The organism is Streptomyces sp. NPDC029956 (assembly GCF_055574655.1).
Genome location: NZ_JBVHZJ010000005.1, coordinates 31,454 through 57,260 on the forward strand (window position 1 = coordinate 31,454; position 25,807 = coordinate 57,260).

Annotated in this window: 26 protein-coding genes; 14 read left to right on the forward strand and 12 right to left on the reverse strand. The window is 73.3% G+C overall.

Going from position 1 to position 25,807, the window contains the following annotated elements:
- The first annotated feature begins 82 nt into the window (after nt 1-82).
- The 3 genes from ACZ4XX_RS05275 to ACZ4XX_RS05285 are packed head-to-tail and all read left to right on the forward strand — an operon-like array spanning nt 83 to nt 2,074.
- Nucleotides 83-1,021, forward strand: coding sequence for a PAC2 family protein (locus tag ACZ4XX_RS05275; protein ID WP_468506618.1), 939 nt, complete (start codon nt 83-85; stop codon nt 1,019-1,021).
- A gap of 31 nt (nt 1,022-1,052) precedes the next feature.
- Entirely contained in the window at nt 1,053-1,655 is a 603-nt protein-coding gene (gene coaE, locus ACZ4XX_RS05280) for a dephospho-CoA kinase (protein WP_468506619.1), read from the forward strand.
- 50 nt (nt 1,656-1,705) lie between these two features.
- Nucleotides 1,706-2,074 carry a tetratricopeptide repeat protein gene (locus ACZ4XX_RS05285; RefSeq protein WP_266890655.1) on the forward strand — a complete coding sequence of 123 codons (369 nt, stop codon included), beginning with the start codon at nt 1,706-1,708 and terminating at the stop codon, nt 2,072-2,074.
- 90 nt (nt 2,075-2,164) lie between these two features.
- On the opposite strand, the gene ACZ4XX_RS05290 is transcribed toward ACZ4XX_RS05285, so the two are convergent.
- A complete protein-coding gene (locus ACZ4XX_RS05290) occupies nt 2,165-2,434 on the reverse strand; it encodes a DUF6343 family protein (protein WP_468506620.1) in 270 nt (89 codons plus the stop codon).
- Between the two features lie 75 nt (nt 2,435-2,509).
- Entirely contained in the window at nt 2,510-2,848 is a 339-nt protein-coding gene (locus ACZ4XX_RS05295; protein WP_468506621.1) for a hypothetical protein, read from the reverse strand.
- Nucleotides 2,849-3,056: 208 nt separating this feature from the next.
- Here ACZ4XX_RS05295 and ACZ4XX_RS05300 point away from each other — a divergent pair, with 208 nt between their 5' ends.
- The 3 genes from ACZ4XX_RS05300 (at nt 3,057) to ACZ4XX_RS05310 (ending at nt 8,126) form a co-directional block, all read left to right on the forward strand.
- Nucleotides 3,057-5,933 carry an SNF2-related protein gene (locus ACZ4XX_RS05300; protein WP_468506622.1) on the forward strand — a complete coding sequence of 959 codons (2,877 nt, stop codon included), beginning with the start codon at nt 3,057-3,059 and terminating at the stop codon, nt 5,931-5,933.
- The gene (locus ACZ4XX_RS05305; RefSeq protein ID WP_468506623.1) at nt 5,930-7,198 is read left to right on the forward strand and encodes an SWIM zinc finger family protein; all 1,269 of its coding nucleotides are present in this window, start codon (nt 5,930-5,932) and stop codon (nt 7,196-7,198) included. The genes ACZ4XX_RS05300 and ACZ4XX_RS05305 overlap by 4 nt, the downstream gene beginning before the upstream one ends.
- Before the next feature lie 124 nt (nt 7,199-7,322).
- Nucleotides 7,323-8,126, forward strand: a complete 804-nt coding sequence (locus ACZ4XX_RS05310) for a chaplin (protein ID WP_468506624.1) — start codon at nt 7,323-7,325, stop codon at nt 8,124-8,126.
- A gap of 46 nt (nt 8,127-8,172) precedes the next feature.
- On the opposite strand, the gene ACZ4XX_RS05315 is transcribed toward ACZ4XX_RS05310, so the two are convergent.
- The 3 genes from ACZ4XX_RS05315 to ACZ4XX_RS05325 all read right to left on the reverse strand — a co-directional run bounded on the left by ACZ4XX_RS05315 (nt 8,173) and on the right by ACZ4XX_RS05325 (nt 10,636).
- Entirely contained in the window at nt 8,173-8,862 is a 690-nt protein-coding gene (locus tag ACZ4XX_RS05315; protein ID WP_468506625.1) for a DUF2293 domain-containing protein, read from the reverse strand.
- Between the two features lie 13 nt (nt 8,863-8,875).
- Nucleotides 8,876-9,334: a hypothetical protein gene (locus ACZ4XX_RS05320; RefSeq protein ID WP_468506626.1), complete on the reverse strand. Its 459-nt coding sequence runs from the start codon at nt 9,332-9,334 to the stop codon at nt 8,876-8,878.
- Nucleotides 9,335-9,424: 90 nt separating this feature from the next.
- Nucleotides 9,425-10,636: a pyridoxal phosphate-dependent aminotransferase gene (locus ACZ4XX_RS05325; RefSeq protein WP_468506627.1), complete on the reverse strand. Its 1,212-nt coding sequence runs from the start codon at nt 10,634-10,636 to the stop codon at nt 9,425-9,427.
- A gap of 91 nt (nt 10,637-10,727) precedes the next feature.
- On the opposite strand from ACZ4XX_RS05325, the gene ACZ4XX_RS05330 reads away from it, so the two are divergent.
- Nucleotides 10,728-11,369 (forward strand): winged helix-turn-helix transcriptional regulator, encoded by a 642-nt coding sequence (locus ACZ4XX_RS05330; RefSeq protein WP_468506628.1) that lies wholly within the window; start codon nt 10,728-10,730, stop codon nt 11,367-11,369.
- Nucleotides 11,370-11,437: 68 nt separating this feature from the next.
- Here ACZ4XX_RS05330 and ACZ4XX_RS05335 read toward each other — a convergent pair whose 3' ends face one another.
- The 3 genes from ACZ4XX_RS05335 to ACZ4XX_RS05345 all read right to left on the reverse strand — a co-directional run bounded on the left by ACZ4XX_RS05335 (nt 11,438) and on the right by ACZ4XX_RS05345 (nt 12,943).
- Nucleotides 11,438-11,794, reverse strand: coding sequence for a MerR family transcriptional regulator (locus tag ACZ4XX_RS05335; RefSeq protein ID WP_468506773.1), 357 nt, complete (start codon nt 11,792-11,794; stop codon nt 11,438-11,440).
- Between the two features lie 26 nt (nt 11,795-11,820).
- Nucleotides 11,821-12,573 (reverse strand): SDR family NAD(P)-dependent oxidoreductase, encoded by a 753-nt coding sequence (locus ACZ4XX_RS05340; RefSeq protein WP_468506629.1) that lies wholly within the window; start codon nt 12,571-12,573, stop codon nt 11,821-11,823.
- A gap of 94 nt (nt 12,574-12,667) precedes the next feature.
- Nucleotides 12,668-12,943 carry a VOC family protein gene (locus tag ACZ4XX_RS05345; RefSeq protein WP_468506630.1) on the reverse strand — a complete coding sequence of 92 codons (276 nt, stop codon included), beginning with the start codon at nt 12,941-12,943 and terminating at the stop codon, nt 12,668-12,670.
- Nucleotides 12,944-13,166: 223 nt separating this feature from the next.
- Between ACZ4XX_RS05345 and ACZ4XX_RS05350 the strand changes: the two genes are divergently transcribed.
- On the forward strand, nt 13,167-13,802 hold the full coding sequence (locus ACZ4XX_RS05350; protein WP_468506774.1) for a nucleoside/nucleotide kinase family protein: 636 nt from the start codon (nt 13,167-13,169) through the stop codon (nt 13,800-13,802).
- A 52-nt stretch (nt 13,803-13,854) separates the two neighbouring features.
- On the opposite strand, the gene ACZ4XX_RS05355 is transcribed toward ACZ4XX_RS05350, so the two are convergent.
- Both ACZ4XX_RS05355 and ACZ4XX_RS05360 read right to left on the reverse strand, forming a co-directional pair.
- Entirely contained in the window at nt 13,855-14,769 is a 915-nt protein-coding gene (locus tag ACZ4XX_RS05355) for a carbohydrate kinase family protein (protein ID WP_468506631.1), read from the reverse strand.
- Nucleotides 14,766-15,740 carry a pseudouridine-5'-phosphate glycosidase gene (locus tag ACZ4XX_RS05360; protein WP_468506632.1) on the reverse strand — a complete coding sequence of 325 codons (975 nt, stop codon included), beginning with the start codon at nt 15,738-15,740 and terminating at the stop codon, nt 14,766-14,768. Before ACZ4XX_RS05360 ends, ACZ4XX_RS05355 begins: the two co-directional genes overlap by 4 nt.
- Nucleotides 15,741-16,013: 273 nt before the next feature.
- Here ACZ4XX_RS05360 and ACZ4XX_RS05365 point away from each other — a divergent pair, with 273 nt between their 5' ends.
- The 4 genes from ACZ4XX_RS05365 (at nt 16,014) to ACZ4XX_RS05380 (ending at nt 20,388) form a co-directional block, all read left to right on the forward strand.
- Nucleotides 16,014-16,370: a cupin domain-containing protein gene (locus ACZ4XX_RS05365; protein ID WP_468506633.1), complete on the forward strand. Its 357-nt coding sequence runs from the start codon at nt 16,014-16,016 to the stop codon at nt 16,368-16,370.
- Nucleotides 16,371-16,729: 359 nt separating this feature from the next.
- A complete protein-coding gene (locus ACZ4XX_RS05370) occupies nt 16,730-18,070 on the forward strand; it encodes a discoidin domain-containing protein (RefSeq protein WP_468506634.1) in 1,341 nt (446 codons plus the stop codon).
- Nucleotides 18,070-19,389 (forward strand): MFS transporter, encoded by a 1,320-nt coding sequence (locus ACZ4XX_RS05375; RefSeq protein WP_468506635.1) that lies wholly within the window; start codon nt 18,070-18,072, stop codon nt 19,387-19,389. The genes ACZ4XX_RS05370 and ACZ4XX_RS05375 overlap by 1 nt, the downstream gene beginning before the upstream one ends.
- A gap of 3 nt (nt 19,390-19,392) precedes the next feature.
- Nucleotides 19,393-20,388: a TolB-like translocation protein gene (locus ACZ4XX_RS05380; RefSeq protein ID WP_468506636.1), complete on the forward strand. Its 996-nt coding sequence runs from the start codon at nt 19,393-19,395 to the stop codon at nt 20,386-20,388.
- A gap of 129 nt (nt 20,389-20,517) precedes the next feature.
- Here the strand turns inward: ACZ4XX_RS05380 and ACZ4XX_RS05385 are convergent, their stop codons facing one another.
- Both ACZ4XX_RS05385 and ACZ4XX_RS05390 read right to left on the reverse strand, forming a co-directional pair.
- Nucleotides 20,518-21,816, reverse strand: coding sequence for an MFS transporter (locus ACZ4XX_RS05385; protein WP_468506637.1), 1,299 nt, complete (start codon nt 21,814-21,816; stop codon nt 20,518-20,520).
- An 85-nt stretch (nt 21,817-21,901) separates the two neighbouring features.
- Nucleotides 21,902-22,468: a methylated-DNA--[protein]-cysteine S-methyltransferase gene (locus ACZ4XX_RS05390; RefSeq protein WP_468506638.1), complete on the reverse strand. Its 567-nt coding sequence runs from the start codon at nt 22,466-22,468 to the stop codon at nt 21,902-21,904.
- Nucleotides 22,469-22,678: 210 nt separating this feature from the next.
- On the opposite strand from ACZ4XX_RS05390, the gene ACZ4XX_RS05395 reads away from it, so the two are divergent.
- Both ACZ4XX_RS05395 and uvrB read left to right on the forward strand, forming a co-directional pair.
- Entirely contained in the window at nt 22,679-23,575 is an 897-nt protein-coding gene (locus ACZ4XX_RS05395) for an MHYT domain-containing protein (RefSeq protein ID WP_468506639.1), read from the forward strand.
- Between the two features lie 62 nt (nt 23,576-23,637).
- Nucleotides 23,638-25,767 (forward strand): excinuclease ABC subunit UvrB, encoded by a 2,130-nt coding sequence (gene uvrB, locus ACZ4XX_RS05400; RefSeq protein WP_468506640.1) that lies wholly within the window; start codon nt 23,638-23,640, stop codon nt 25,765-25,767.
- The last annotated feature ends 40 nt before the right edge of the window (nt 25,768-25,807 follow it).

Sequence of the window (25,807 nt, forward strand, 5' to 3'; positions counted from 1 at the left end):
CCGTACGGGAAGATCGCGCCGTCCGGGAATGGCGTTGCCGCGCGAGACGTTTCCAGAGAGAACACGAGGAGGAGCGGTAATCGTGCTTGATCCCCAGGATTTGTACGAATGGGACGCCAAGGGCCTGGCTGTCGTCGACCTGGCACTGGCGCAGGAGTCGGCCGGGCTGGTCATGCTGTACCACTTCGACGGATACATCGACGCGGGAGAGACCGGTGAGCAGATCATCGACGGCCTGCTCGACACCCTGCCCCACCAGCTCGTGGCCCGCTTCGACCACGACCGGCTCGTGGACTACCGCGCCCGCCGCCCGCTGCTGACCTTCCGGCGCGACCGATGGACCGCGTACGAGACGCCGTCCATCGAGGTCCGCCTCGTCCAGGACGCCACCGGCGCCCCCTTCCTCGTCCTCTCCGGCCCGGAGCCGGACGTCGAGTGGGAGCGGTTCGCCGCCGCGGTCCGGCAGATCATCGAGCGCCTCGGCGTGCGCCTCTCCGTGAACTTCCACGGCATCCCGATGGGCGTACCGCACACCCGGCCCGTCGGCCTCACCCCGCACGGCAGCCGCACCGACCTCATGCCGGGCCACCGCAGCCCCTTCGACGAGGCGCAGGTCCCCGGCAGCGCCGAGGCCCTCGTCGAGTACCGGCTCACCGAGTCAGGACACGACACCCTCGGTGTCGCCGCGCACGTCCCGCACTACGTCGCCCGCTCCCCGTACCCGGACGCGGCGCTGACCGCGCTCGAGGCCGTGACGGCCGCCACCGGCCTGGTCCTCCCCGCCGTCGCGCACGCGCTGCGGACCGAGGCCCGCCGGACCCAGACCGAGATCGACCGCCAGATCGGCGAGGGCGACGAGGAGCTGGTCGCGCTCGTGCAGGGCCTTGAGCACCAGTACGACGCGGCGGCCGGCGCGGAGACCCGCGGCAGCCTGGTCGCCGAGCCCGTCGACCTGCCGTCGGCGGACGAGCTGGGCCGCGAGTTCGAGCGCTTCCTCGCCGAGCGGGAGGGCGACTCCTGACCCGCCCGGGGCAGGCCCTAAGCTGCCGCTCATGCTGAAGGTGGGCCTGACCGGCGGGATCGGCGCCGGCAAGAGCGAAGTGTCACGGCTGTTCGTCTCGTACGGAGCCGTGCTGATCGACGCGGACCGGATCGCCCGCGAGGTCGTCGAGCCCGGCACACCGGGGCTCGCGGCCGTCGTGGAGGCCTTCGGGGAGGACGTCCTCACCGCGGAGGGGACGCTCGACCGGCCCAAGCTCGGTTCCATCGTGTTCGCCGACGCCGACCGTCTCGCCACCCTCAACGCCCTCGTGCACCCGCTCGTCGGAGCCCGGTCGGCGGAGCTGGAGAGCCGGGCGGGCGCAGGAGACGTCGTCGTCCATGACGTACCCCTGCTCACCGAGAACGGGCTCGCGCCGCTGTACGACCTGGTGGTGGTCGTCGACGCCTCCCCGGAGACCCAGCTCGACCGCCTCGTACGACTCCGGGGCATGGCCGAGTCCGAGGCACGGGCCCGGATGTCGGCCCAGGCCACGCGCGCGCAGCGGCTGGCCGTCGCGGATCTCGTGATCGACAACGACGGGCCCCTCGACGCGCTCGAACCGCAGGTGCGGAAGGTCTGGGAGGAGCTGGAGCGCCGCGCGTCGGTGGAATGAGGGAGCGCGGTCCGGTGTTCAACCAGCGGATCGAGGGGAAGGATGTCATGGTGGCCGACAGAAACCCGGAAACGCACGTCATCGACTTCCGCGCAGCCGAGCATCTGCTGGCAGCGCGGGATCCCCGTGGCGCCGTGAAGCTCCTGGACTCGGTGATCGCCGCCCATCCCGAGAACACGGCGGCGCGTCTGCTGCGGGCCCGCGCGTTCTTCGCGGCCGCTCAGCTGCGTCCCGCTCAACTGGAGTTCGAGCTGGTCCTGGAGCGCGAGCCGGACAACGCGTTCGCGCACTTCGCCCTCGCCCGCACCTTCGAGCGCTCCGGCCTGACCGCCCAGGCCACCCGGCACTTCCGTCTCGCGGCCGCGCTGGACCCGAAGCCGGAGTACCTCCAGGCCGCCGGGTTCGACACGGAGCAGTAGGCGCCGCCGGATCCGACAGGGAACGGCAGGCGCCGCCCGGCACGGAGCGGTAGTGGCCGCCGGGCCTGGCATGGAACGGTGCGCGGGCGCTCAGCGGCCCGTACCCCCGTGATCCGGCTCGTACGGCGGGATGTTCCGGCCCGGCTGCCAGTGCGGGCCCTGACGGATGTGGCGCACCACCATCGCCAGGTCGACCAGCACGACAAGGAACAGGACGCCGCAGGCCGCGGCCCATCCCGGCCGACCGAGGAGCGAGAAGACGGTCGTGCCGAAGGCGGCCCAGAGCAGCCCCCACAGGCCCAGCCAGAAGCGCATGCGCAGGGGGCTGCGCGCGGTCGCCGGTTCGTTCCCGGAACGCATGACGGTCACCATCTCCCGTCCGAGCCCCGAAGGGCTCTTCCAGGATGGACCCTGAGGTGGGCCGGAGGGAACCGGTTAGTGGATGACGCTGTAGCTGCGCCAGGGCAGGGCGCCGGGCGCGATCTGGTTGTTGCTGTTGGTGGGGAGGTAGATGTTGTGCTCCCCCGAGCAGTCGCGTGTCGGGAACAGCCTGATGTCGACCAGGGTGTTGTTCTCGACCCTGGTCACCCCGCGGGGGGCGAGGAGACGGTGGCAGCCGTTCACCGAGGGGCTCGTCTCGGTGACCACGAACTCGCGCTCCGTCTCGTAGGAGAGCGTGCCGACCATGGTGCGGCCCAGGCTCGAACAGCCGGCGACGGCGAAGGTGAGCAGCACGGCCCCGGTGGCGGTCGTGAGACGCCGGCGAACGGACATGGCGGTTCCTCTTCTGTCGGAGTCCAGGTCGGTGACCCGGCGGCACCTCGGGTGCACCCGGTTCACGCCACCCTCGCGCCCCCGGTGGCCGGTGTCATCCGCTGCTGGGCCGCTCGGGCGAACCCGCCTGTCGGCCGTTGTCAGACCCCCGCCGTAAGGTCGGAGATCCAGTCGACACTCGTCACCCGGTGGGAAGGAGCGCGGAGCCGTGGCACACACCTGGACGACCAGCGCCGCCGTCTTCCTGCCGGCCGCTCTGCCCCGTGAGGGCAGGGTGGCCTTCTGGGCCCCCGACGGCGGTGCGCTGCCGGACCCGGCGGAGAGCGGCGCGGAGCGCGTCGAGCTGACGGTCGCCCGGCGGCACGGCAGCGGCGCCCGGAGCCGGTCCGTCCCCGCCCTGGCCCTCCCGGTCGACGCCGCACTGCCCCATCTCGTCGCGGCCCGCCACCACCCGGCCGCCCACCCCGCGACCGCCGGCTGGGGCGCCGCCGCCCTGCACGCCCTGCATCTGGTGGCCCGCGGCCGCATGCTTCCGGGGCTGACCGCCGACGACCTGGACGCCTGGCGGGCCGGTCCCCTGGACGCCGACGACATCGCCCATCTGCGGGCCGTCGCCGCGGCCCTGCCGTACGAGGGGCACGCCGTGCCCGTCTCCGGGCGCGGACCGCTGCGCCTGCCCGATCCCGAGGCCCTCGTGCGTGCCTTCCTCGACGCGGTCGCCGACATCCTGCCCAGGACCCCGGCCGCCGCTCACGCGGTGGGGGCGCCGTTCGCGGCCCGTGCGCCGCAGCATCTGCCCCGCGCGCGTGCCTGGGCGGCCGAGGCGGCGGCCGGCATGGACGCGGGGGTCCGGGTCTCGCTCCGCCTGGACTTCTCGCCCTTCGAACTGTTCGACGCGGCCCCTGACGCCGAGATCGGTGGCGGTGGCCTCGGCGGTGGCGGCCGGACCCCTCACGGTGAGCGTCACGCGGCCGCTGCGCTCCTCCAGGTCCATAGCCTCGCCGACCCCACACTCGTCATCGACGCCACAGCCCTCTGGGCGGGCGACGGCGAGCACTTCGGGCCCCGCGCCCGGATCGACGCGGTCCTCGCGCTGCGCCGGGCCGCCCGCGTCTGGCCCCCGCTCGCCCGGCTCCTCGAGCGGGACGTGCCCGATGTCCTCGCGGTCACCGAGGACGAGCTGTACGAACTCCTCGGCCCGGCCGCCGCCCGGCTCGCCGACGCCGGGGTCGCCGTCCACTGGCCGCGCGAGCTCGCCCGCTCCCTCAGCGCCTCCGCCGTCGTCAGCGCCACCCACGCCGCGCCCGGCTCGGCGACCGACGGCACCGCGTTCTTCGACAGCGAGGAACTCCTCCGGTTCAACTGGCAGCTGGCCCTCGACGGCGACCCGCTCACCGAGCGGGAGATGGACCACCTGGCCGAGGCCCACCGGCCGATCGTGCGCCTCCGCGACCAGTGGGTCGTCGTCGATCCCGATCTGGTCCGCAAGGCGCGCAAGCGGGAACTCGGCCTGCTCGAACCGGTCGACGCCCTCGCCGTCGCCCTCACGGGCACCGCGGAGGTGGACGGCGAGACCGTGCCCGCCGTCCCCGTCGGGGCGCTCGCCGCGCTCCGCGACCGGCTCCTCGCCGGACCCGAGGAGGTACAGGCCCCGCCCGGCCTCACCGCCACCCTCCGCGACTACCAGCTGCGCGGCCTCGCCTGGCTGGACCTGATGACCTCGCTCGGCCTCGGCGGCTGCCTCGCCGACGACATGGGCCTCGGCAAGACCGTCACCCTGATCGCCCTCCATCTGCGCCGCGCCCGGCGCGCCCCCACCCTCGTCGTCTGCCCGGCGTCGCTGCTCGGCAACTGGCAGCGGGAGGTCGCGAAGTTCGCCCCCGACGTGCCCGTCCGGCGCTTCCACGGTGCCGAGCGCGCCCTCGACGGCGTCGAGGGCGGCTTCGTCCTCACCACCTACGGCACCCTGCGGACGAGCGCCGACGAACTGGCGGGGCGGGAGTGGGGGATGGTCGTCGCCGACGAGGCCCAGCACGTCAAGAACCCGTTCTCCGCGACCGCGAGGGCGTTGCGCGAGATCCCCGCGCCCGCCCGGGTCGCCCTCACCGGCACTCCCGTGGAGAACAACCTCTCCGAACTCTGGGCGCTCCTCGACTGGACCACGCCCGGCCTCCTCGGCCCTCTCAAGGCCTTCCGCTCCCGGCACGCCCGCGCCGTCGAGAACCATGAGGAGATCGAGCACGAGGAGGCCGTCGAGCGGCTCGCCCGGCTGGTCCGGCCCTTCCTGCTGCGCCGCCGCAAGTCCGACCCCGGCATCGTCCCCGAGCTCCCGCCCAAGACGGAGTCCGACCACCCCGTCTCCCTCACCCGGGAACAGGCCTCGCTGTACGAGGCGGTCGTCCGGGAGACCATGGCGCGGATCGAGGAGGCCGAGGGCATCGCCCGCCGGGGGCTCGTCATGAAGCTGCTGACCTCCCTGAAGCAGATCTGCAACCACCCCGCGCAGTACCTGAAGGAGGAGGCACCGCGCGGCAGCGGCACCGCGCGGCTCGCCGGCCGCTCGGGGAAGCTCGCCCTGCTCGACGAGCTCCTGGACACGATCCTCGCCGAGGACGGCTCGGTCCTCGTCTTCACCCAGTACGTGACGATGGCGCGGCTCCTCGCCGACCATCTGGCCGCGCGCGGCATCCAGGCCCAACTCCTCCACGGCGGCACGCCGGTGGCGGAGCGGGAGCGGATGGTCGACCGCTTCCAGGCCGGTGAGGTCCCCGTCTTCCTGCTCTCCCTCAAGGCCGCGGGCACCGGGCTCAACCTCACCAGGGCCGGCCATGTCGTCCACTACGACCGCTGGTGGAACCCGGCCGTCGAGGAGCAGGCCACCGACCGGGCCTACCGCATCGGACAGACCCAGCCCGTGCAGGTCCACCGGCTCGTCGCCGAGGGCACCGTCGAGGACCGGATCGGCGAGATGCTCCGCGCCAAGCGGGCCTTGGCCGACGCCGTCCTCGGCTCCGGCGAGGCGGCCCTCACCGAACTGACCGACCGGGAGCTCGCCGACCTGGTGTCCCTGAGGAGGCCCTCGTGACCACCCCACGGGGCGCGCGCGGAGCAGTGCCCCGCCACGACGACCGACGCCGCAGCTTCCCGCAGGTCGCGCCCCGCGAGGCACCCGACGGGCGGTTCGCCGCCACCTGGTGGGGCAACGCCTGGGTGGCGGCCCTGGAGGGCACCGCCCTCGACCCGGCCCGCCTCGCCCGAGGCAAGGCGTACGCGGGGCGCGGTCATGTCGACGCGATCACCGTCACCCCCGGCCGGGTCGTCGCCTACGTCCACGGCAGCCGGCCCCGCCCGTACCGCACCGAGATCAGGATGCGGACCCTCGGCGACGAGAGCTGGGAGCGGTTCCTCGACGAGGCCACCGCACGCCCCGACCACATCGCCGCCCTGCTCGACAAGGACGTGCCGCACGCCCTGGAGGCGGTCACCGGACTGCTGCCCGCACCGGGTGACCTCGTCCCCGACTGCTCCTGCCCGGACGACGGTTACCCCTGCAAGCACGCCGCCGCCCTCTGCTACCAGGCCGCCCGACTCCTCGACGAGGATCCCTTCGTCCTCTTCCTGATGCGCGGTCGCGGCGAGCAGGAACTGCTCGCCGAGCTGACCCGGCGCAACGCCGCCCTGTCCGCCGCCGAGACGACGGCCGCCGCACCCCCGATGCCCAGCGTGCCCGCCCGGGCGGTGTTCGACGCGGCGGAGCGGGCCGGGCTGCCGCTGCCCCCTCCGCTTCCGGTCCCGGACCGGCCCGGCCGCCCGGCCGTGTTCCCGCCCGACCCCGATGCCCCCGACCCGCTCGCCCTCGACCTCCTCGCCTCCGAAGCCGCCGTCCGCGCCCACGCGTTCCTCACGACGGGGCACGATCCGGTCGCCGCGCTCACGCCGTGGCAGGACGCCGTCCGGCTGGCCGCCGCGCACCCGGGTTCCGGACTGACCGCCTCGACCCGGGCCCTCTACCGGGACCTGGCGTACGCGCTGGACCGCACCCCCACCGACCTCGCCCGGGCCGTCGCCGCCTGGCGGCAGGGCGGCGCCGCCGGTCTCGCCGTGCTCGAGGAGCCGTGGGACCCGCCGGCGGGTCCGTTCGACCGGGCCAGACCCGCCCTGATCGCCGCCGACTTCCCGGCCTTCCGCCCCTGGCGCAACCGGCTCTCCACCGAGTCCCTCCAGCTCCGACTGGGCCGGGACGGCCTCTGGTACGGCTACGAGTCGGACGCCGGCCGCGAGGACTGGTGGCCGCGCGGCGCCCCCGACCGCGACCCGGTCGGCGCCCTCACCGACCTTCTGGGGCACTGACCCACACTCGAACGGGGCCCACTCGATGGAGTGAAACCCGTCAACGGCCGGATCCGGCACGTGCGTTTGTCGCGTTGATTCCGGTACGGGCACTTGCCCGCACACCTCCGGAAGGCAGGAAGCCATGAGGCAGATTCGCCGAAGTGGTCTGGCCACACTGTTGGTCACGGGTGGGGCGATCGCCCTCTCGGCCGGCGCCGCGCACGCCGACTCCGGCGCGCAGGGCGCCGCCGTCGGTTCGCCGGGCGTCGGCTCCGGCAATACGGTTCAGCTGCCGGTGCACGTGCCGGTCAACGTCTGCGGCAACACGGTCAGCGTCGTCGGCCTGCTCAACCCGGCCTTCGGCAACGGCTGTGCGAACCGCTCCGCCGAGAAGGAGCCCGACGGCTACGGCTCGGAGGACGGCGGTCGTTCCCACAAGGACGAGCCCGGCACCCCGCGCGGCGGAGAGCAGGCGGGCGGCTCGCACGGCGGCGGTTCCTCCGACGGCGGTTCCGCCAACGGCGGCGGGTCCACGGCCGAGACCCACGTCGCGGGCTCTCCCGGCGTGCTCTCCGGGAACGGCCTTCAGCTGCCCGTCGACCTCCCCGCGAACATCAGCGGCAACTCCGTCAACGTGGTGGGCATTCTCAACCCGGTGTTCGGCAACACGTCGGTCAACGGCCCCTCGAAGCCCACGCCGCCGGTCGAGACGCCGACGCCGCGCCCGCAGACCCCCGTTCGGAACGTGCCGGTTCCGCAGCCGGAGACCGAGACCGAGACGGCGAAGCCCGTCCCGCTCCCCGCTCCGCAGGGTGAGACGAGCACGGTCGCGCTGGCCTCCACCGGTTCCGACAGCATCGGGTACACCGGCGCCGCGAGCGCCGCCCTGCTGCTCGGTGGAGCCCTGCTGTACCGTCGCGCCCGCCGCGCCGGGGACCAGGCCTGACGGTTCCGCCCCACGGCCGGGACGACGTGGGCTGACACCCGAGCTGTCAGCCGCGCCCCCGGCCGTCGGCTTTCCCGCCGCCGCGACGCCAGGCCCGGAGCACCGCCTCGATGGTGGGTGCCACCCTCGTCCGGGCCTGGTGCCGAGGAACACCCTGCATCAGCAAGATGTCGTAGGGGGTGTCGAGATGGCGTACGGAGGCGCGTACCGCGGCCGTGACGGCGCCGCGGTCGAGCGAGCGGCCCGCCGCCGTGCGCCCCACCCGCCCACTGCCCTTCGCCGAGGCGTGGACGGCGACCTCCGTGGCCCGGTCCGCCGGGATGGACGGGAAGAGTCGCAGGATCTCCGTCCGGAGGACCTCGGTGATCTCCACGTCGAGGGTCGCGCGCCGTGCGGCGTCCCGCGCCCGGCGCCTGGCCCGGGCCTCCGCGTCCGCTAGGCACGACGACTCCGCCTCGGCGAGCGCCTCCTCCTCGACGAGCAGGCCCTGACGCTCGTACCGGGTGCGGCGCCGGTTGTGGCGTACGACCACGGCCCAGAGGGTGCTTCCCTCGCGGGCCCGGCGGGTGAGCGCCGTGTCGCCCCGCCGCAGGAAGACGAGATGCCCGAGGTCGGCGCAGTCGAGACAGACCGGGGCGTTGAACTCGACGATCATCCGCTCGAGCGGTCCCTGCCGACACTCCGAGCAGCGGCGGCGCTTGAGCGGCTCGACGACCACGGGTGCGACGAGGTCCATGTCCCGGCCCCGCTTAGCGCACGCCGGGTGCGGCCGCGGCGATGAACTCGGCGAGCGCTTCCTTCGCCTCCGCCGAGCGACGGGCGCGCTCGGTCTCTCCGTGCGCCTCGTGCATGCAGTGGGTCTCCTCGAAGGCGGCCTCGGCCAGCCGTCGGACCTGCGGGTCGTCGCACACCAACTGCACGCGGAAGAGGGCCTGCCGGGCGGCGGTCCGCTGCCGGTAGGAGGCGTGCCGGGACTCCTCCGCCTCCTCGGAGCCCGGCTCCTCGGCCGCCCGGAACCAGCGGTCGTTCTGGCTGTGCCGGTAGTCGACGACCGCGCCCGCGTAGGCGCTGTAGGTCGCGATCCGCTCCTGGCGGAGCTGTTCGGTCCGGGCCAGCGAGGCGGTGCGCTCGGTGGCCCGCCCCTGGAACCAGTGTGTGGCGATGACACCCAACAGGGTCCCCGCCACCGCTATCAGCGCCACATCCATGACCGGGCGCCCCCTCCCGTCCTGCCGTCCTGTCCATCGGCCCGAAGGATCTTCAGGCCCTCAGATCATGACAGTCGAGGGGGTGTCACGTCACTGCCGGTAGCCGCTCAGAAAGCGGCCGATGCGGCTGATCGCGGCGTCGAGGTCGTCGGCGTACGGCAGGGTCAGGATGCGGAAGTGGTCCGGGCGGGGCCAGTTGAAGCCGGTTCCCTGGACGACCTGGATCTTCTCGCGCAGGAGCAGGTCGAGGACGAACCTCTCGTCGTCGTGGATCTTGTGCACGGCGGGGTCGAGGCGCGGGAAGGCGTACAGCGCCCCCTTCGGTTTCACACAGGAGACACCGGGGATCTCGTTGAGCTTCTCCCAGGCCCGGTCGCGCTGTTCGCGCAGCCTGCCGCCCGGAGCGGTCAGCTCGTGGATCGACTGCCGGCCGCCGAGCGCGGCCTGGATGGCGTACTGCGCGGGGGCGTTGGGGCAGAGCCGCATGGAGGCCAGCATGGTGAGGCCCTCCAGGTAGTTCCTGGCGTGCTGCTTCGGGCCGGTGACGACCAGCCAGCCGGAGCGGAAGCCCGCCACCCGGTACGTCTTGGAGAGCCCGCCGAAGGTGAGGACGACCAGGTCGGGGGCGAGAGAGGCGGCCGGGTAGTGGACGGCCTCGTCGTAGAGGATCTGGTCGTAGATCTCGTCGGCGAAGACCATCAGGTGGTGGCGGCGGGCGAGATCGAGGATGCCCTCGACGATCTCCTTCGGATAGACCGCGCCGGTGGGGTTGTTGGGGTTGATGATGACGACGGCACGGGTCCGGTCGGTGATCTTCGAAGCCATGTCGTCGAGGTCCGGGTACCAGTCGGCCGACTCGTCGCACAGGTAGTGCACGGCCTTGCCGCCCGAGAGGGTGGTGACCGCCGTCCACAGCGGGAAGTCGGGGGCGGGGATCAGGACTTCGTCGCCGTCCTCCAGCAGGGCCTGCACGGCCATGGAGACCAGCTCCGACACTCCGTTGCCCAGGAAGACGTCGTCGACGTCGACCTCGGGGAGGCCCATGGCCTGGTAGCGCTGGGCGACGGCCCGGCGGGCGGAGAGGATGCCGCGCGAGTCGGTGTACCCGTGTGCCTTGGGGAGCATCCGGATCATGTCCTGGACGATCTCCTCGGGCGCCTCGAAGCCGAAGAGCGCCGGGTTGCCGGTGTTGAGGCGCAGGACGCTGTGGCCCGCCTCCTCCAGCGCGTTGGCGTGCTCGATGACCGGGCCTCGGATCTCGTAACAGACCTCGCTCAGCTTGCTCGACTGCCGGAACTCCATGTCCGACCTCCCCAGGTCCCCGGAATCAGTGTTGCTTGGTTTTACCAAGTGAGAGCTTGGAAAGTCCAACAACATGTCTAGACTGCGTCGCATGCCACGTCAGCCACGCCGCCGCAGCTACGACCAGCACTGCGCCGCCGCGCGCGCCCTCGACCTCGTCGGCGACCGCTGGACCCTGCTCGTCGTCCGCGAACTCCTCGCCGGGCCGCGCCGCTACACCGACCTCCACGCCGACCTCCCGGGCGTCAGCACCGACATGCTCGCCGGCCGCCTCAAGGACATGGAGAGCGCCGAGCTGGTCACCCGACGCCGACTGCCGCCGCCCGCGTCGGCGTTCGTGTACGAGCTCACGCCACGCGGCCGCGACCTGCTGCCCGTGCTGCGTACCCTCGCCGCCTGGGGGGCGCCCGACCTGGGCGAACCACGGCCCACCGACGCCGTCCGCGCCCACTGGTACGCGATCCCCCTCCTCGGGGCGCTCGCCGAGCTGGGCGCCGGGGTCGTCCAGGTGACTCTGGACGAGGGCGAGTTCCACGTACGGGTCGAGGGCGACGGGGCCGTCTCGTACGGGGACGGGGTGTACGGCGCCGGTACGGCCGAGGTGCCGGACGCCCGGCTCCGGATCGACGCGGCGACCTGCCGGGCCCTCGCGGGCGGGGAGTCGACGCTCGCCGAGGCGATCGAGACGGGGCGCGCGACGCTGGAACGGCCCGTGCGGGCCGCCGTGTCGTAGGCGGATGCGGGGGATCGGGCCATCCCCGGGGGTCGGTCCTTCGCCGGACTTCAGCCCGTCCCCGGGGTTCAGCCCCGGTCCGGCACCACGCCCAGGCTTCGTGCCAGCCGGTCACGGGCCTCGGTCTGGGCCGCGATCCGCGCGTCGAGCACGGCCAGCCGCTCGCGGGCGATCTCCAGGCCGCGGGCGGACGGCGGGGCCGAGGGCATGTCACCGTCCAGGCAGGAACGGAACGCGGACACGTCGTCCAGGGTGAGGCCGGCGTCAAGGAGGTACCGGATGTTCGACACGCGCGTCACGACGTCCTCGCCGTACACCCGGTATCCGTTCGCCGCCCGGGTCGACGCGATCAGGCCGGCCGCCTCGTAGTGGCGCAGGGCGCGCGGCGACACCCCGGTCCGCCGGGCCAGTTCACCGATGCGCAAGGACGCCACCTCCTCGACCACTCCTATCACGCGACCAGCGCACCCCCGTCGACGGGCAGGACGGTGCCGGTCAGGAAGGAGGCGTCGGGCGCCGCGAGCGAGGTGATCGCCCAGGCGACCTCCTCGGGACGGCCGATCCGGCCCAGCGGAACGTGCGCGAGCTGCCAGGCCCGTACCGCCGCAAGTCGTTCGGGGGAGAGACCCATGTGGTCGGCGATCGGGGTCTCGACGGGACCGGGGGCGACGGCCACCACCCGGACTCCGTCCGGCGCGAGCTCCACCGCCCAGCAGCGGGTCAGTGTCTCCAGGGCGCTCTTGGTCGCCGGATAGACGGAGTTGCCCGGCCAGCCCCGCTGGCCGATCGTCGTCGTCACGTTCACCACGACGCCCCGTGACTCCCGGAGCGAGGGCAGGGCGGCCTGCGTCAGCAGGACGGGGGCGACGAGGTTGGTCTCCAGGAGCGGGGTGATCACGGAGCGGTCGAGGGTCCCGAGCGGGCCGCCGAGGGAGATCCCGGCATTGTTGACGAGCACGTCGAGGCGGCCGTGGCCGGTCACGGCGGCGCGGACGATCTCCTCGGCCGCGCCCTCCGCCGTGACGTCGGCGACGTGCGGGTGGATGCCGGGGTGCCCCTCGGCGGTCTCCCGCAGCGGCTCGGCCCTGCGGCCGACGGCGAGGACCGTCGCTCCCTGCCGGGCGAAGGCGTGAGCGGCGGCCCGGCCGATGCCGGTACCCGCACCGGTGATGACGACGACTCTGGTGGGCGTGTTGGTATCCATGGCTCTGATGGTCAAACAGTGACGCCAGTGACAAGGTCAAGCCCGATGCGCGGCGTCAGCGCTCGGCGTCAGTGCGTGGCGTCAGCGTTCGGCGTCAGTGCTCAGGTGAAAGGAATTCGAGCCGGTTCTCGTGGCAGTCGGTGGTGTGGAAGCGCCGATGTCCCGGGAAGGCGTCGTCCCAGGTCACCTCGACGCCCCGGGCGGTCAGCCGCTGGGCCAGGCCGTCGATGTCGGCGACGAGGATGCCAGGGTGCCCCTTGCGGGACGGGCGGAAGTCCTCCTCGACCCCCAGGTGGATCTCCAGCGCGTCCGAGCGCACCCACAGGCCGCCGCGGGCCGCGAGCACCGGAGGCTTCTGGATCTCGGTCATGCCCAGCACGTCCACATAGAATCGACGGCACACCTCCTCGTCGCCCGGCGGCAGGGCGAGGCCGCCCCCGTGGTCTCGTAGGGCAGTGGCTGCTGACGCCGGCTCATGGGGAACGGAACCTCTCCTTCGCGGGACCGTGCGGTCGTCGCCCGGCGCCGGTCACAGTAGTGCCGGGGGTGCCGGCCGGGGCACGTCAGGGGCAGCAGCGGGCAGGATGAGCGGGATGCGATACGAGGCGATCACCTGGGAACGGCTTGCGGAGGCGCTCGCCCGTCGGCTCGACGGGGCCACGCCGGCCGACGGCAGCAGCCGGCTCAAGGTCGCCGTCGACGGGCCGCCTGCCGCGCCCGGCGGCGAGTTCGCAGAGCAGCTCGCCGGGGCGCTGCGGACACGCGGGCGCTCCGTCCTCGTCGCGGGGACCGGCGGCTTCCTGCGACCTGCTTCGCTGCGGTACGAGTACGGCAAGCAGGACCCGGACGCGTACTACGACGGGTGGACCGACACCGGGGCGCTGTGGCGGGAGGTCTTCGGGCCGTTGGAGCCCGGCGGCAGCGGGCGGGTGCTGCCCGACCTGTGGGACCCGGTGAAGGACCGCGCGACCCGCAGCCCCTACGTGACGCTGCCGCCCGGCGGGGTGCTCGTCCTGCACGGGCCCTTCCTGCTCGGCCACTGGTTCCCCTTCGACCTCACCGTGCACCTGCGTCTCTCGGTCGCAGCCCTCGCCCGGCGCACCGAGGAGGCCTGGACCCTGCCGGCCTTCGCCCGGTACGAGTCGGAGGTCGATCCCGGCGCCGCCGCCGACGTGGTCGTCCGCGCGGACGACCCGCGCCATCCGGCCTGGGCGGGCTTCGGCAGCTAGAGAGCCGGGGCGGGGTTTCGCGCTCCGTCCCGTGCTCGCCGGCCTCCCCGCGTCAGTCGCCCGGGGGCCCGGTCGGCGGTCTCCCGCCGACCACCGTGACCGCCTCCGCCCCGGCGCGGCAGCCTGCCTCGGCGGCCTTCGCGGGGTCCGCGCCCGCGAGCCGGGCCGCCAGGAAGGCGCCGGTGAACGCGTCGCCCGCGCCCGTGGAGTCCACCGCCCGGACCACGGGCGCCGTCACCCGCGCGGTCACCGAGCCGTCCTCGGCGACCAGGGCGCCCGCCGATCCGAGGGTGACCACGACCAGCGGGAACCGGCGGCTCAACTCGGCCGCCGCCGCATCCGGTTCGTCGTACCCGGTCAGCGACCGGGCCTCGTCGGCGTTGGGCAGCAGCACCTCCGCGCCGTTCGTCGCCGCGAGGAAGCGGTCCACCCCCAGTTCCGCCAGGAACCCCGCCGACGCCGGATCCACACTCACCGGCACCCCCGCCTCCCGTGCGTCCCGCAGCGCCGAACGGGCGGTCTCGCGGCTCGGAGCGGCGAAGAACAGGTAGCCGGAGAGATGCAGCCGGGCCACGCCGTCGAGCAGGCCTGCCGACCAGTCGCCGGGGGAGAGGCGCAGGGCGGCGCCGCTGTCGGTGAGAAAGGTGCGCTCCGCCGATGAGTCCACGAGCGCGATGACGCTCGCCGTCGCCGCCTCGGCGTCCGGGACGAGCAGAGGGCGCACACCGGCGCGCCGCAGCGCCCGCTCGTGCCAGTCGGCCGCGTCCGTCCCCACCCGGCCGAGGATGCGCACGTCAGGGCATCCGGAACGCGCCGCCCAGCAGGCCGCGTTGGCTCCGGCGCCGCCCGGCAGGGTCCGTATCTCCGCCGCCGTGTCGGTCGCGGGCGCCAGCGGGGTCCGGTGCCGGGCGACGACATCCGTGACCACGTCCCCGACGACGAGCAGCGCACCCGCCGCCCGGCTCACCGGCCGCCCACACCGGGCGCCTCGGCTTCGTACGGCCCCGAGCCGTGCGCCCCCGAGCCGTGCGCCCCCGCGCTGTACGCCCCCGCGATGCTCGCCGCGAGCCGCACATTGCCCCGTACCGCCGCCAGGTTGGCCTCCAGGGACGCCCCTTCCGTGTGCACTGTCAGGTATTCGAGCAGGAACGGCGTCACCGCCTGCCCGGTGATCCCCTTCTCCTTCGCCGCCGCCAGGCCGCCCGCGAGCACCCGGTCGTGGAGTGCGGGATCCAACTGCTCCGCGACCGGCACCGGATTGGCCACGATCAGCGCCGCCCGCGGCCCGCCGAGCCGGTCCTGGGCGCGTATCACCTCGGCCACCGCCTCCGGGGTCCGCAGGGTCCAGTCGACCGGCTCGCCCGAGGAGGCGAGGTAGAAGCCGGGGAAGTGGTCCGTGCCGTATCCGACGACCGTCACGCCGAGCGTCTCCAGGCGCTGGAGCGTCGCGGGCACGTCGAGGATCGACTTGACCCCGGCGCACACCACGGTGGTGCCGACACGGGCGAGCAGCCTCAGGTCGGCGGACTCGTCCTGCGTGTCCGTCCACTCGCGGTGGACACCGCCGAGGCCTCCGGTCGCGAACACCCGTATGCCGGCCGCGTCCGCCAGCCAGGCCGTCGCCGACACCGTCGTCGCCCCGGTCACGCCGGACGCCAGGGCCGGGGCGAGGTCACGGTGCCCCAGCTTCCGTACCGCCGGGTCCTCGGCGATCCGGGTCAGGGCCGGCCGGTCCAGACCGACCCTGGCCGTGCCGTCGACCACGGCGATCGTCGCGGGGACGGCGCCTCCGGCCCGCACCAGCTCCTCCAGTTCCAGGGCCACCGCCAGGTTCCGCGGGCGCGGCAGGCCGTGGGCGATGATCGTCGATTCCAGCGCGACGACGGGACGCCCCTCGTGGAGCGCCTCGCGTACCTCTTCGGACACCTGTGTGGACATGTCCCATTCCTGGCGCGACCACAGGCCCGGCAAACCTCGGTGGCGAGCTCCGGCCACACCGTAGGGGCGCCTTCGGATTCCGTCCCGGGGTGCCCGGCGGGGTGGTCCGGAGCGGACGCGCCACCCGTCCGGCGCTGCGCCGAAGGGGTCGTGCGGATTTCGTCGTCGCGCCGGGTTCCGGGCATCGTGCCTGGTGGGAGTTGAAACGGAGGGCGCCCGTCCAGCCGGTCCCGGCCTCGGGGCGACCCCGGACCCCCGCTACAGTCACCGCCCATGACGACACATGACCAGCCCACCTTCGCCGTGCACATCCCCGACGCGGAGCTCGAGGCGGAGCCGCTCGACCCCGCCCAGATCGTCTCCGGTACGCCCGAGGTGACGGGCAAGCTGCTGTGGGAGTCCGCCGACGGCAAGCAGCTGCGCGGCATCTGGCAGATCACGCCCGGCGTCGTCACCGACACCGAGGCCAACGAGCTCTTCGTGGTGGTCTCCGGCCGGGCGACCGTCGCCGTCGAGGGCGGGGCCACCCTGGAGATCGGGCCCGGCGATGCCTGTGTGCTGCGCGAGGGCGACAGGACGACCTGGACCGTGCACGAGACCCTGCGCAAGGCGTACCACATCAGTCTCTGATGCTTCTGACGTCTCTGCCCTCCTGCCTTTCCCGCCCCTCTCCGGAGTCTCCGGAGTGCCTGAAGTCGCGTCGGTCAGACCCGAGTTCGGGGTCTGGTAGGAAACCTTCCTATCGGCTAGCATCCCCGACAGCGGCTTGGCGCGGCGCCCCACCCCAAGGGGCGTGACGCGCTCAGCGAGAGCTCTGACCCGGCCGCCGAGCACCACCCCGCCGTGTGGCGCCCGAATCGCCACCCGGCCGGTCGCCCGTGTCCGTACCCCACGGCACGGGCGCCCCGGCCCGCTGCCGCGCGGCAGACCCGTGGTGCGCCGCACCGGTGTCCAGCTCTCGCCGACCCCACAGGCCAGGGAGCCCAGGTATGCGCCTGAACGCCTCCGCCCCACCACGCCGCACCACCACCCCTCTCCCCTTCGTCCTCGCCGCCGTGCTGCTGCTCGTCGGCGGGCTCCTGCTCGCCCTCCCGGACCGGGCCGGAGCCGCCGCCGACGTCCTGATCTCCCAGGGCCGGCCGGCCACCTCCTCCTCCGTCGAGGACAGCACCTTCGGCCCGGAGAAGGCCTTCGACGGCGTCTCCACCACCCGCTGGGCCAGCGCCGAAGGCGTCGACCCCCAGTGGATCCGGGTCGACCTCGGCCCCTCGGCCACCGTCTCCCGCGTCAAGCTCGTCTGGGAGGCCGCGTACGCCAAGGCCTACCGCGTCGAGATCTCCACCGACGGCACCACCTGGACCCGCCTCGCCAACGAGACCGCGGGGAACGGCGCCACAGACGACTGGACCGGACTCACCGGCCAGGGCCGCCACCTCCGTGTGTACGGGACCGCCCGCGGCACCTCGTACGGCTACTCGCTCTTCTCGGTCGAGGTCTACGGCACCACCGGCAGCACGGAGCCGCCCACCGGCGCCTTCACCGTCGTCGCGGCCGGCGACATCGCCGCCCAGTGCACGGCCTCCAGCAGCTCCTGCGCCCACCCCAAGACCGCGGCCCTGGCCCAGCGGATCGCGCCGTCCTTCTATCTGACGATGGGCGACAACCAGTACGACGACGCCCTGCTCTCCGACTTCCGCAACTACTACGACAAGTCCTGGGGCGCCTTCAAGGCGAAGACCCGCCCCGTGCCCGGCAACCACGAGACCTACGACCCGGCCGGCCCGCTCGCCGGCTACAAGTCCTACTTCGGCTCGATCGCCTACCCGCAGGGCAAGTCGTACTACAGCTACGACCAGGGCAACTGGCACTTCGTCGCCCTCGACTCCAACTCCTTCGACGACGCCGCCCAGATCCAGTGGCTCAAGGACGACCTGGCACGGAACACCAAGGGCTGCGTCGCCGCCTACTTCCACCACCCGCTGTACTCCTCCGGCGGGCACGGCAACGACCCCGTCTCCAAGCCCGTCTGGCAGATCCTCTACAAGGCCAAGGCCGACCTGGTGCTCAACGGGCACGACCACCACTACGAGCGCTTCGCCCCGCAGGACGCCGACGGGCGGGCCACCGCCGACGGAATCGTCGAGATCGTCGGCGGCATGGGCGGCGCCGAGCCCTACGACATCGAGACCGTCCAGCCCAACAGCCAGAAGCGGATCAGCGGTCCGTACGGCGTCCTGAAGCTGGACCTCACCGACACCACCTACACCTGGCAGTACGTCGGCACCGACAACCAGGTGAAGGACTCCGGCCCGACCTACACCTGCCACTGATGTACCTCGCGACCACCGGTCGCCCGGACGCGCCGCCCGCCCCCTCGGGGGTCCGGCGGCGCGTCCCCGGCACCGTCCTCGCCCTCGGCGCGGTCAGCCTGGTCACCGACGTCTCCTCGGAGATGGTGACCGCCGTCCTGCCGCTCTACCTGGTCCTCGGACTCGGCCTCTCCCCGCTCCAGTTCGGCCTGCTCGACGGCCTCTCGACCGGCGCCACCGCGCTCGTACGGCTTCTCGGCGGCGCCACCGCCGACCGCGGCGGCCGCCACAAACAGGTCGGCGGGCTCGGCTACGCCCTGTCCACCTGCTCCCGGCTCGGCCTCCTCCTCGCCGGCGGCGCGACCGGCTGGATCGCGACCGCGATCGCCGCCGACCGGCTCGGCAAGGGCGTCCGCACCGCCCCGCGTGACGCCCTCATCACCCTGCACAGCCCGCCCGAGGACCTGGGCCGCGCCTTCGGCACGCACAGGGCCATGGACACCACCGGCGCCCTGCTCGGCCCCCTGGCCGCCTTCGCGCTGCTGTGGGCGACGGCCGACGCGTACGACGCCGTCTTCGCCGTCAGCTTCAGCGTCGGGGCGTTCGGCGTCCTGCTGTGGATGCTGCTCGTCCCCGGGCGGACACGGGGAGACACGAAGACACCCGCCGTCACGGCAGAGCCACGCGCGCGGGGAAGGTCCGCTGGGCCACGCGCGCGTGGCGGGTTCCTCGGCGGGTCCCGTGGCGGGCTGCTCGGTGGGCTGCGCTCGCCCGAGTACCGACGGATCGTGATCTGCGCCGGAGTCCTCGGCGCCGCCACCATCGGCGACGCCTTCCTCTATCTGCTGCTCCAGCGTCGGCTCGCGTTCGACGCGACCTGGTTCCCGTTCCTGCCGCTCGGCGCAGCCGCCGTCTATCTGCTGCTCGCCGTCCCCGCCGGACGCCTCGCCGACCGGATCGGGCGGCGCGCCCCGCTCCTGTACGGGCACGGGGCACTGCTCCCCGCCTACGGACTGCTCCTCGCCCCCCTGCCCGACCCCGTGGTGCTCCTGGGCGTCCTCCTCCTGCTCGGGATTTTCTACGCCGCCACCGACGGCGTCCTGATGGCCCTGGCCGGCCCCTTCCTGACGGAGGGCCGGCAGGCGAGCGGTCTCGCCGTCGTCCAGACCGCGCAGGCGCTGGCCCGGCTCGGTGCCGCCGTCGCTTTCGGTGCCGTCTGGACCGCGAGCGGGCCGGAGACCGCGCTCGTCGCGGCGCTGGTGGTCCTCACGGCGGCCCTGTGCTGTGCCGCGCGACTCCTGCCCACGACTCCTTCCGAGCCCTCCGAGAGGAGCGACTGACCCATGTCCGACCCGACCGGTGCCCGCCCGTCCACCCGTACGCGCGTGTGGATCCTCGTACTCGCCCTGCTGCTGCTCGGCGGCGGCGCCACCGCCTATACGCTGCGCGCGGCCTCGGGCCGCGAGGCCGCCGTCGCCGGCACCGCCGACCCGGGCTTCACCCTCGACCGCCACACCGGCGCGCTCTACGCGCGGGACACCGCCACCGGCCGCATCGCGCGCGTGGACCCGTCCGCGCGCGGCGGCCGGGTGGTCGGCGGCCCCTCCTGCGACCGCTTCCACGCGGCCGGGCCCACCGCCCTCTGCCTCCAGCGCAGGCCGGGCGTCCCGGCCCGCTCGTACGCCCTCGTGCTCGACCGGCGGCTGCGCGAGGTCCGCCGGATCGGCCTGCCGGGCATCCCCAGCCGGGCCAGGGTCTCGGCCTCCGGGAACATGCTCGCCTGGACGATGTTCGCGACCGGTGACTCCTACGCGCGCTCGTCCTTCTCCACCCGGACCTCGATCCTCGATCTGCGCACCGGCTACCTGGTGAAGAACATCGAGCAGATCCCGCTCACCCTCGGCGGCCGCCGCCACCACGCCCCCGACGTCAACTACTGGGGGGTGAGCTTCGCCGCCGACGACAACCGCTTCTACGCGACCGTCTCGACGGGCGGGCGCACCCATCTCGTCGAGGGCGACATGCGGAACTGGTCCGCCAAGGCCCTGCGGGAGAACGTCGAATGCCCGTCGCTCTCCCCTGACGGCACCCGGCTCGCCTTCAAGAAGCGGGTCTCCGACGGCCCGGGCGAGCCGTGGCGGCTGTACGTGTACGACCTGGCAGCCGGGCGGGAACACGCGGTCGCCGAGCGGCGCGGCATCGACGACCAGGCACTGTGGACGGACCGGAAGACCCTCGCGTACGGCTACGGGGGAGCGGTCTGGTCGGTCCCGGCCGACGGCACGGGCACCCCACGCAGGCTGGCGGCCGGGGCGTCCTCCCCGGCGGCGCCGCACTGACCGGGGCGGCGCCGGCCGCACCGGCCGAGGCGTCGGCCGCACCGACCGCGATGCCGCACCGACCGAGGTACGGGGGTGTCGCACCGGCCGACCGTACGGGGGTGTCGCACCGGCCGACCGTACGGGGCCCTACGCCCTCCGGAGCGAGCCGCGGATCGCGAGCGCCGCCATCGGCAGCAGCAGGCAGGCGGCGATCGCGTTCAGCGGCCCGTAGCCGGCCTGCGCCACGATCAGTCCCGCCGCGAGGCCGCCGACGCCCGCGGCGGTGTTCATGATGAAGTCGGACAGCCCCTGGACCGCCGCCCGTGCGGCCTGCGGCACCGAGTCCGTGAGCAGTGCCGAGCCGGACACCAGTCCCGCCGACCAGCCCAGGCCGAGGATGAACAGGCCGAGGGCGGTACGGCCGTGGCTGGGACCCGCCGTGCCCGCGACGAGCGCCGCCACGCCGATGAGACCGACCGCGAGCCCGATCACGGACAGCCTCCCCAGTCGGTCGGAGAGCCAGCCCATCAGGGGCGAGAAGGCGTACATGCCGGCGATGTGCCCACTGATGACGAGCCCGATCAGCTGGATGTCCGCCCCGTGGTGGGTGAGGGCCACCGGGGTCATCGACATGATCGACACCATCGCGGTGTGCGAGCCGGCGACGGTGACCACCGCGAGGCGGGCCTTCGGGGACTCCCGCACGGCCCGCATCCCGGCCCGCAGGGAGCGTTCCTCCGGAGCCTCGCCCGCGCCCGTCCCGTCGAGCGCGCGGGCCGTGAGGAGCGGGTCGGGGCGCAGCAGCACGGCCACCACGGCCGCCGCGATCACGAAGACGCCGGCGGCCCAGACGAAGGGGCCCGCGGTGGCGGGTATCCCCAGACCGGCCACGCTCTTCCCGGCCGGTGCGGCGATGTTCGGGCCGAGGACCGCCCCGATCGTCGTCGCCCACACCACGGTGGAGATGGCCCGCGCCCTGCGGTCCGGTTCGGCGAGGTCGGCGGCGGCGAAGCGGGCCGCCAGATTGGCCGAGGAGCCGGCGCCGAAGCCGACGAGGCCGACGAGCAGCAGGGGGAAGCTCTCGGCGACCGCCCCGAGCACGGCGACCCCGGCGCCGACCGCGCCGATGAGGTACGCGAGGACGAGACCGGCCCGGCGGCCCCGCGAGGCCATCAGGGCGGCCAGCGGCATGGCGAGCAGCGCGGGCCCCGCCACGGTCGCCGTGGACGCGAGGCCGGACAGCGCCTCGGAACCGCTGACGTCCCTGGCGAGCACGGCGGCGAGCGCGACGCCGGTGGCGATGCCGAGGCCCCCGAGGATCTGGGTGGCGAGGAGCACCGCCTGGACGCGCCGGCGCAGCGCGGGGAGCTCGGCGTCGGTGACGGGGGCGGGGCCGGGTATGTGGCCGGGCAGGGTGGCGTCAGGGGCGCCGGGCGTGTGGGTCACTTACGTGAGTGTGCCAGTCGTCCCACCTGATGGGAACGCCTCCCGGCGAGGCCGGAGACCCCCGGCCCGGCGTACGGGAGCGCCCTCAGAACAGCGGCGTCGGCAGCACGCCCTCGAGCGCGAGCAGCTGCCGCTTGGTCTCCAGACCGCCCCCGAAGCCGCCGAGACCGCCGTCGCTCTCCACCACGCGGTGGCACGGCACCACGACCGGCAGCGGATTGGAGCCCATCGCCGCGCCGACCGCCTGCGCGGCGCCCGGCTGCCCCACGCGTGCGGCCAGGTCCCCGTACCCGACGACGGTGCCGTACGGCACACCGCTTGCCAGTTCGCGCAGCACCTGCCGGTTGAACCCGGCCGTCAGGCTCCAGTCCAGGGGCAGGGCGACATCGCCCGGCTCGCCCGCGAAGTACCGGTCGAGTCGGCGTATCGCGCCCGCGAGCAGCCCCGAGGCACGCTCCACCGGCTCCGCGCCGAGCTGCGCCGCCAAGCGGTCGAGCATCCGGTCCCGCCTCGCCGCGTCGGCGTGGAACTCGACCCGCACGAGCCCCCGCTCGGTCGCGGCGAGGAAGAGCGGCCCGATGGGGCACTCCATGACCGTCCACTCCACCGGGACGGCCCGCCCGCCGTCCCACGGCCCCGCTTCGATGTCCATGCCGCCCACGGTACGACCCGGCACCGACAACGGGGCCCGGAAATCGATCGCAAGATCACGAACCGGTCTCGCTCAGGTCTCACGAGCGGAAATTCCCCGGTCACGTGGTCGCGTGGCCCCCGGCGCGCCATAATCTCGCCCCGGTAGTACTACCCAGCGGTACCGACTGTTTTCGGACGACGTGGCACCAGGGGTGGAGGACACACGCTCATGCAGGGCACGGTCGACGGATTCAGCTACGGGCTCGTCACTCCGGTGGCGGCCTTTCTCATGGCGTGCCTGGGCGGCGCCCTCGGCCTGCGCTGCACCACGAGATCGCTCCGCCACCGCGACAGCTTCAAGGCGGGCTGGCTCGCCCTCGGCGCCACGTCGATCGGCACCGGCATCTGGACCATGCACTTCATCGCCATGATGGGCTTCTCGGTCCAGCGGGCGCCCATCCACTACGACCGGCCCATCACCTTCGCCAGCCTGGGCGTAGCCGTCCTGATGGTCGGCATCGGGATCTTCATCGTCGGATACCGGGGGGCGACCGCCCTCACCCTGGTCACCGGCGGCACCATCACCGGCCTCGGCGTGGCCACCATGCACTACCTGGGCATGGCCGGGATGCGCCTCCAGGGGCGTATCGAGTACGACACGCTCACCGTCGCGACGTCCGTGGTCATCGCCGTCGTGGCGGCCACGACGGCCCTCTGGGCGGCCGTCTCCGTACATGGATTTCTGGCCAGCCTCGGTGCGAGCCTGGTGATGGGCGTGGCCGTCAGTGGTATGCACTACACCGCCATGTCGGCGGTCAGCGTCCACCTGCACGGCACGGAGCCCGTCAAGGGCACCGGCGACACCGCCACCTCGCTGCTGCTGCCGATGCTGATCGGGCCGGCGGTCTTCCTCATCCTCGCCGCCGTCGTCGTCATGTTCGACCCGCTGCTCGTCATGGGAGACCCGGACTGGCAGGGCCCCGCCCGCGCCCCGCACCGCCCCGGCGTGCCCGCCCCGCGCCACGTGCCGTCCTACGGCGAGCCCGCCAACTGGACGGCCAGGCCCGCCGGGCGCGGGGCCCGCAGGAGCGTCCCGCGGGGCGGCCACCGCTCCCAGGACTGGTGACGGAGGGCCGCTGCCGAGCCGATCGCCACCCGAGTGTCAGTGCCGGGTCGTACGGTGGTTGCATGCGGCCCGTTTCCAAGATCGAACGTTCGGTGGCGCCTTTCGAGGTCGTCAGTGAGTACAAGCCCAACGGCGACCAGCCCGCGGCCATCGCCGACCTGGAGCGGCGTATCCGCGCGGGCGAGAAGGACGTCGTGCTCCTCGGTGCCACCGGCACCGGAAAGTCCGCCACCACCGCGTGGATGATCGAGAAGCTCCAGCGCCCCACCCTGGTGATGGCGCCGAACAAGACCCTGGCCGCCCAGCTGGCGAACGAGTTCCGCGAGCTCCTGCCGAACAACGCGGTCGAGTACTTCGTCTCGTACTACGACTACTACCAGCCCGAGGCGTACGTGCCGCAGTCGGACACGTACATCGAGAAGGACTCCTCCATCAACGAGGAGGTGGAGCGGCTCCGCCACTCCGCGACGAACTCCCTGCTCACCCGCAGGGACGTCATCGTGGTCGCCTCCGTCTCCTGCATCTACGGCCTCGGCACGCCCCAGGAGTACGTGGACCGGATGGTCCCGCTCAAGGTCGGCGAGGAGCTCGACCGCGACCAGCTGCTCCGCCGCTTCGTCGACATCCAGTACACGCGGAACGACCTGGCGTTCACCCGCGGCACCTTCCGCGTCCGCGGCGACACCATCGAGATCTTCCCGGTCTACGAGGAGCTCGCCGTCCGCATCGAGATGTTCGGCGACGAGATCGAGGCCCTCTCCACCCTCCACCCGCTCACCGGCGAGGTCATCAGCGAGGACCGCGAGCTGTACGTGTTCCCCGCCAGCCACTACGTCGCCGGCCCCGAGCGCATGGAGCGCGCGGTCAACGACATCGAGCGGGAGCTGGAGGGCCGCCTCGCCGAGCTCGACAAGCAGGGCAAGCACCTGGAGTCCCAGCGCCTGCGCATGCGGACCACCTACGACCTGGAGATGATGCGCCAGATCGGCTCCTGCTCCGGCATCGAGAACTACTCGATGCACTTCGACGGCCGCGACCCCGGCTCCGCGCCCAACACCCTCATCGACTACTTCCCCGAGGACTTCCTGCTCGTCATCGACGAGTCGCACGTGACCGTGCCGCAGATCGGCGCCATGTACGAGGGCGACGCCTCCCGCAAGCGGACCCTGGTCGACCACGGCTTCCGGCTGCCGTCCGCCCTCGACAACCGCCCGCTGAAGTGGGAGGAGTTCCAGGAGCGCATCGGCCAGACCGTCTACCTCTCCGCGACCCCCGGCACGTACGAACTCTCGCGCGGCGACGGCTTCGTCGAGCAGATCATCCGCCCCACCGGGCTCGTCGACCCCGAGGTCGTCGTCAAGCCCACCGAGGGGCAGATCGACGACCTGGTCCACGAGATCAGACTGCGCACCGAGCGGGACGAACGCGTCCTCGTCACCACCCTGACCAAGAAGATGGCCGAGGACCTCACCGACTACTTCCTGGAGCTCGGCATCCAGGTGCGCTACCTGCACAGCGACGTCGACACCCTGCGCCGGATCGAGCTGCTGCGCGAGCTGCGCGCCGGCGAGTACGACGTCCTCGTGGGCATCAACCTGCTCCGTGAGGGCCTCGACCTCCCCGAGGTGTCGCTCGTCGCCATCCTCGACGCCGACAAGCAGGGCTTCCTGCGCTCCGGGACCTCGCTGATCCAGACGATCGGCCGTGCCGCGCGAAACGTCTCGGGCCAGGTCCACATGTACGCGGACCGGATCACCCCGGCGATGGAGCAGGCCATCGACGAGACCAACCGGCGCCGCGAGAAGCAGATCGCGTACAACACGGAGCACGGCATCGACCCGCAGCCGCTCCGGAAGAAGATCAACGACATCGTCGCGACCATCGCGCGCGAGGAGATCGACACCGAGGAACTCCTCGGCAGCGGATACCGCCAGGGCAAGGAGGGCAAGGGCGCCAAGGCCCCCGTCCCCGCGCTCGCCGCGCACGGCGGCAAGGGCAGGGGCAAGGCCGGCTCGACGGTCGAACTCGGGGACCGGCCCGCCACCGAACTGGCCGCGATCATCGAGGAGATGACCGACCGGATGCGCGCCGCCGCGGCCGAGCTGCAGTTCGAGGTGGCCGCCCGGCTCCGTGACGAAGTGGGAGAGCTGAAGAAGGAGTTGCGCCAGATGAAGGAGGCGGGACTCGCCTGACCGGACGCGGTCCGACGGGGTGCCGGGCACGCGGTCCGAC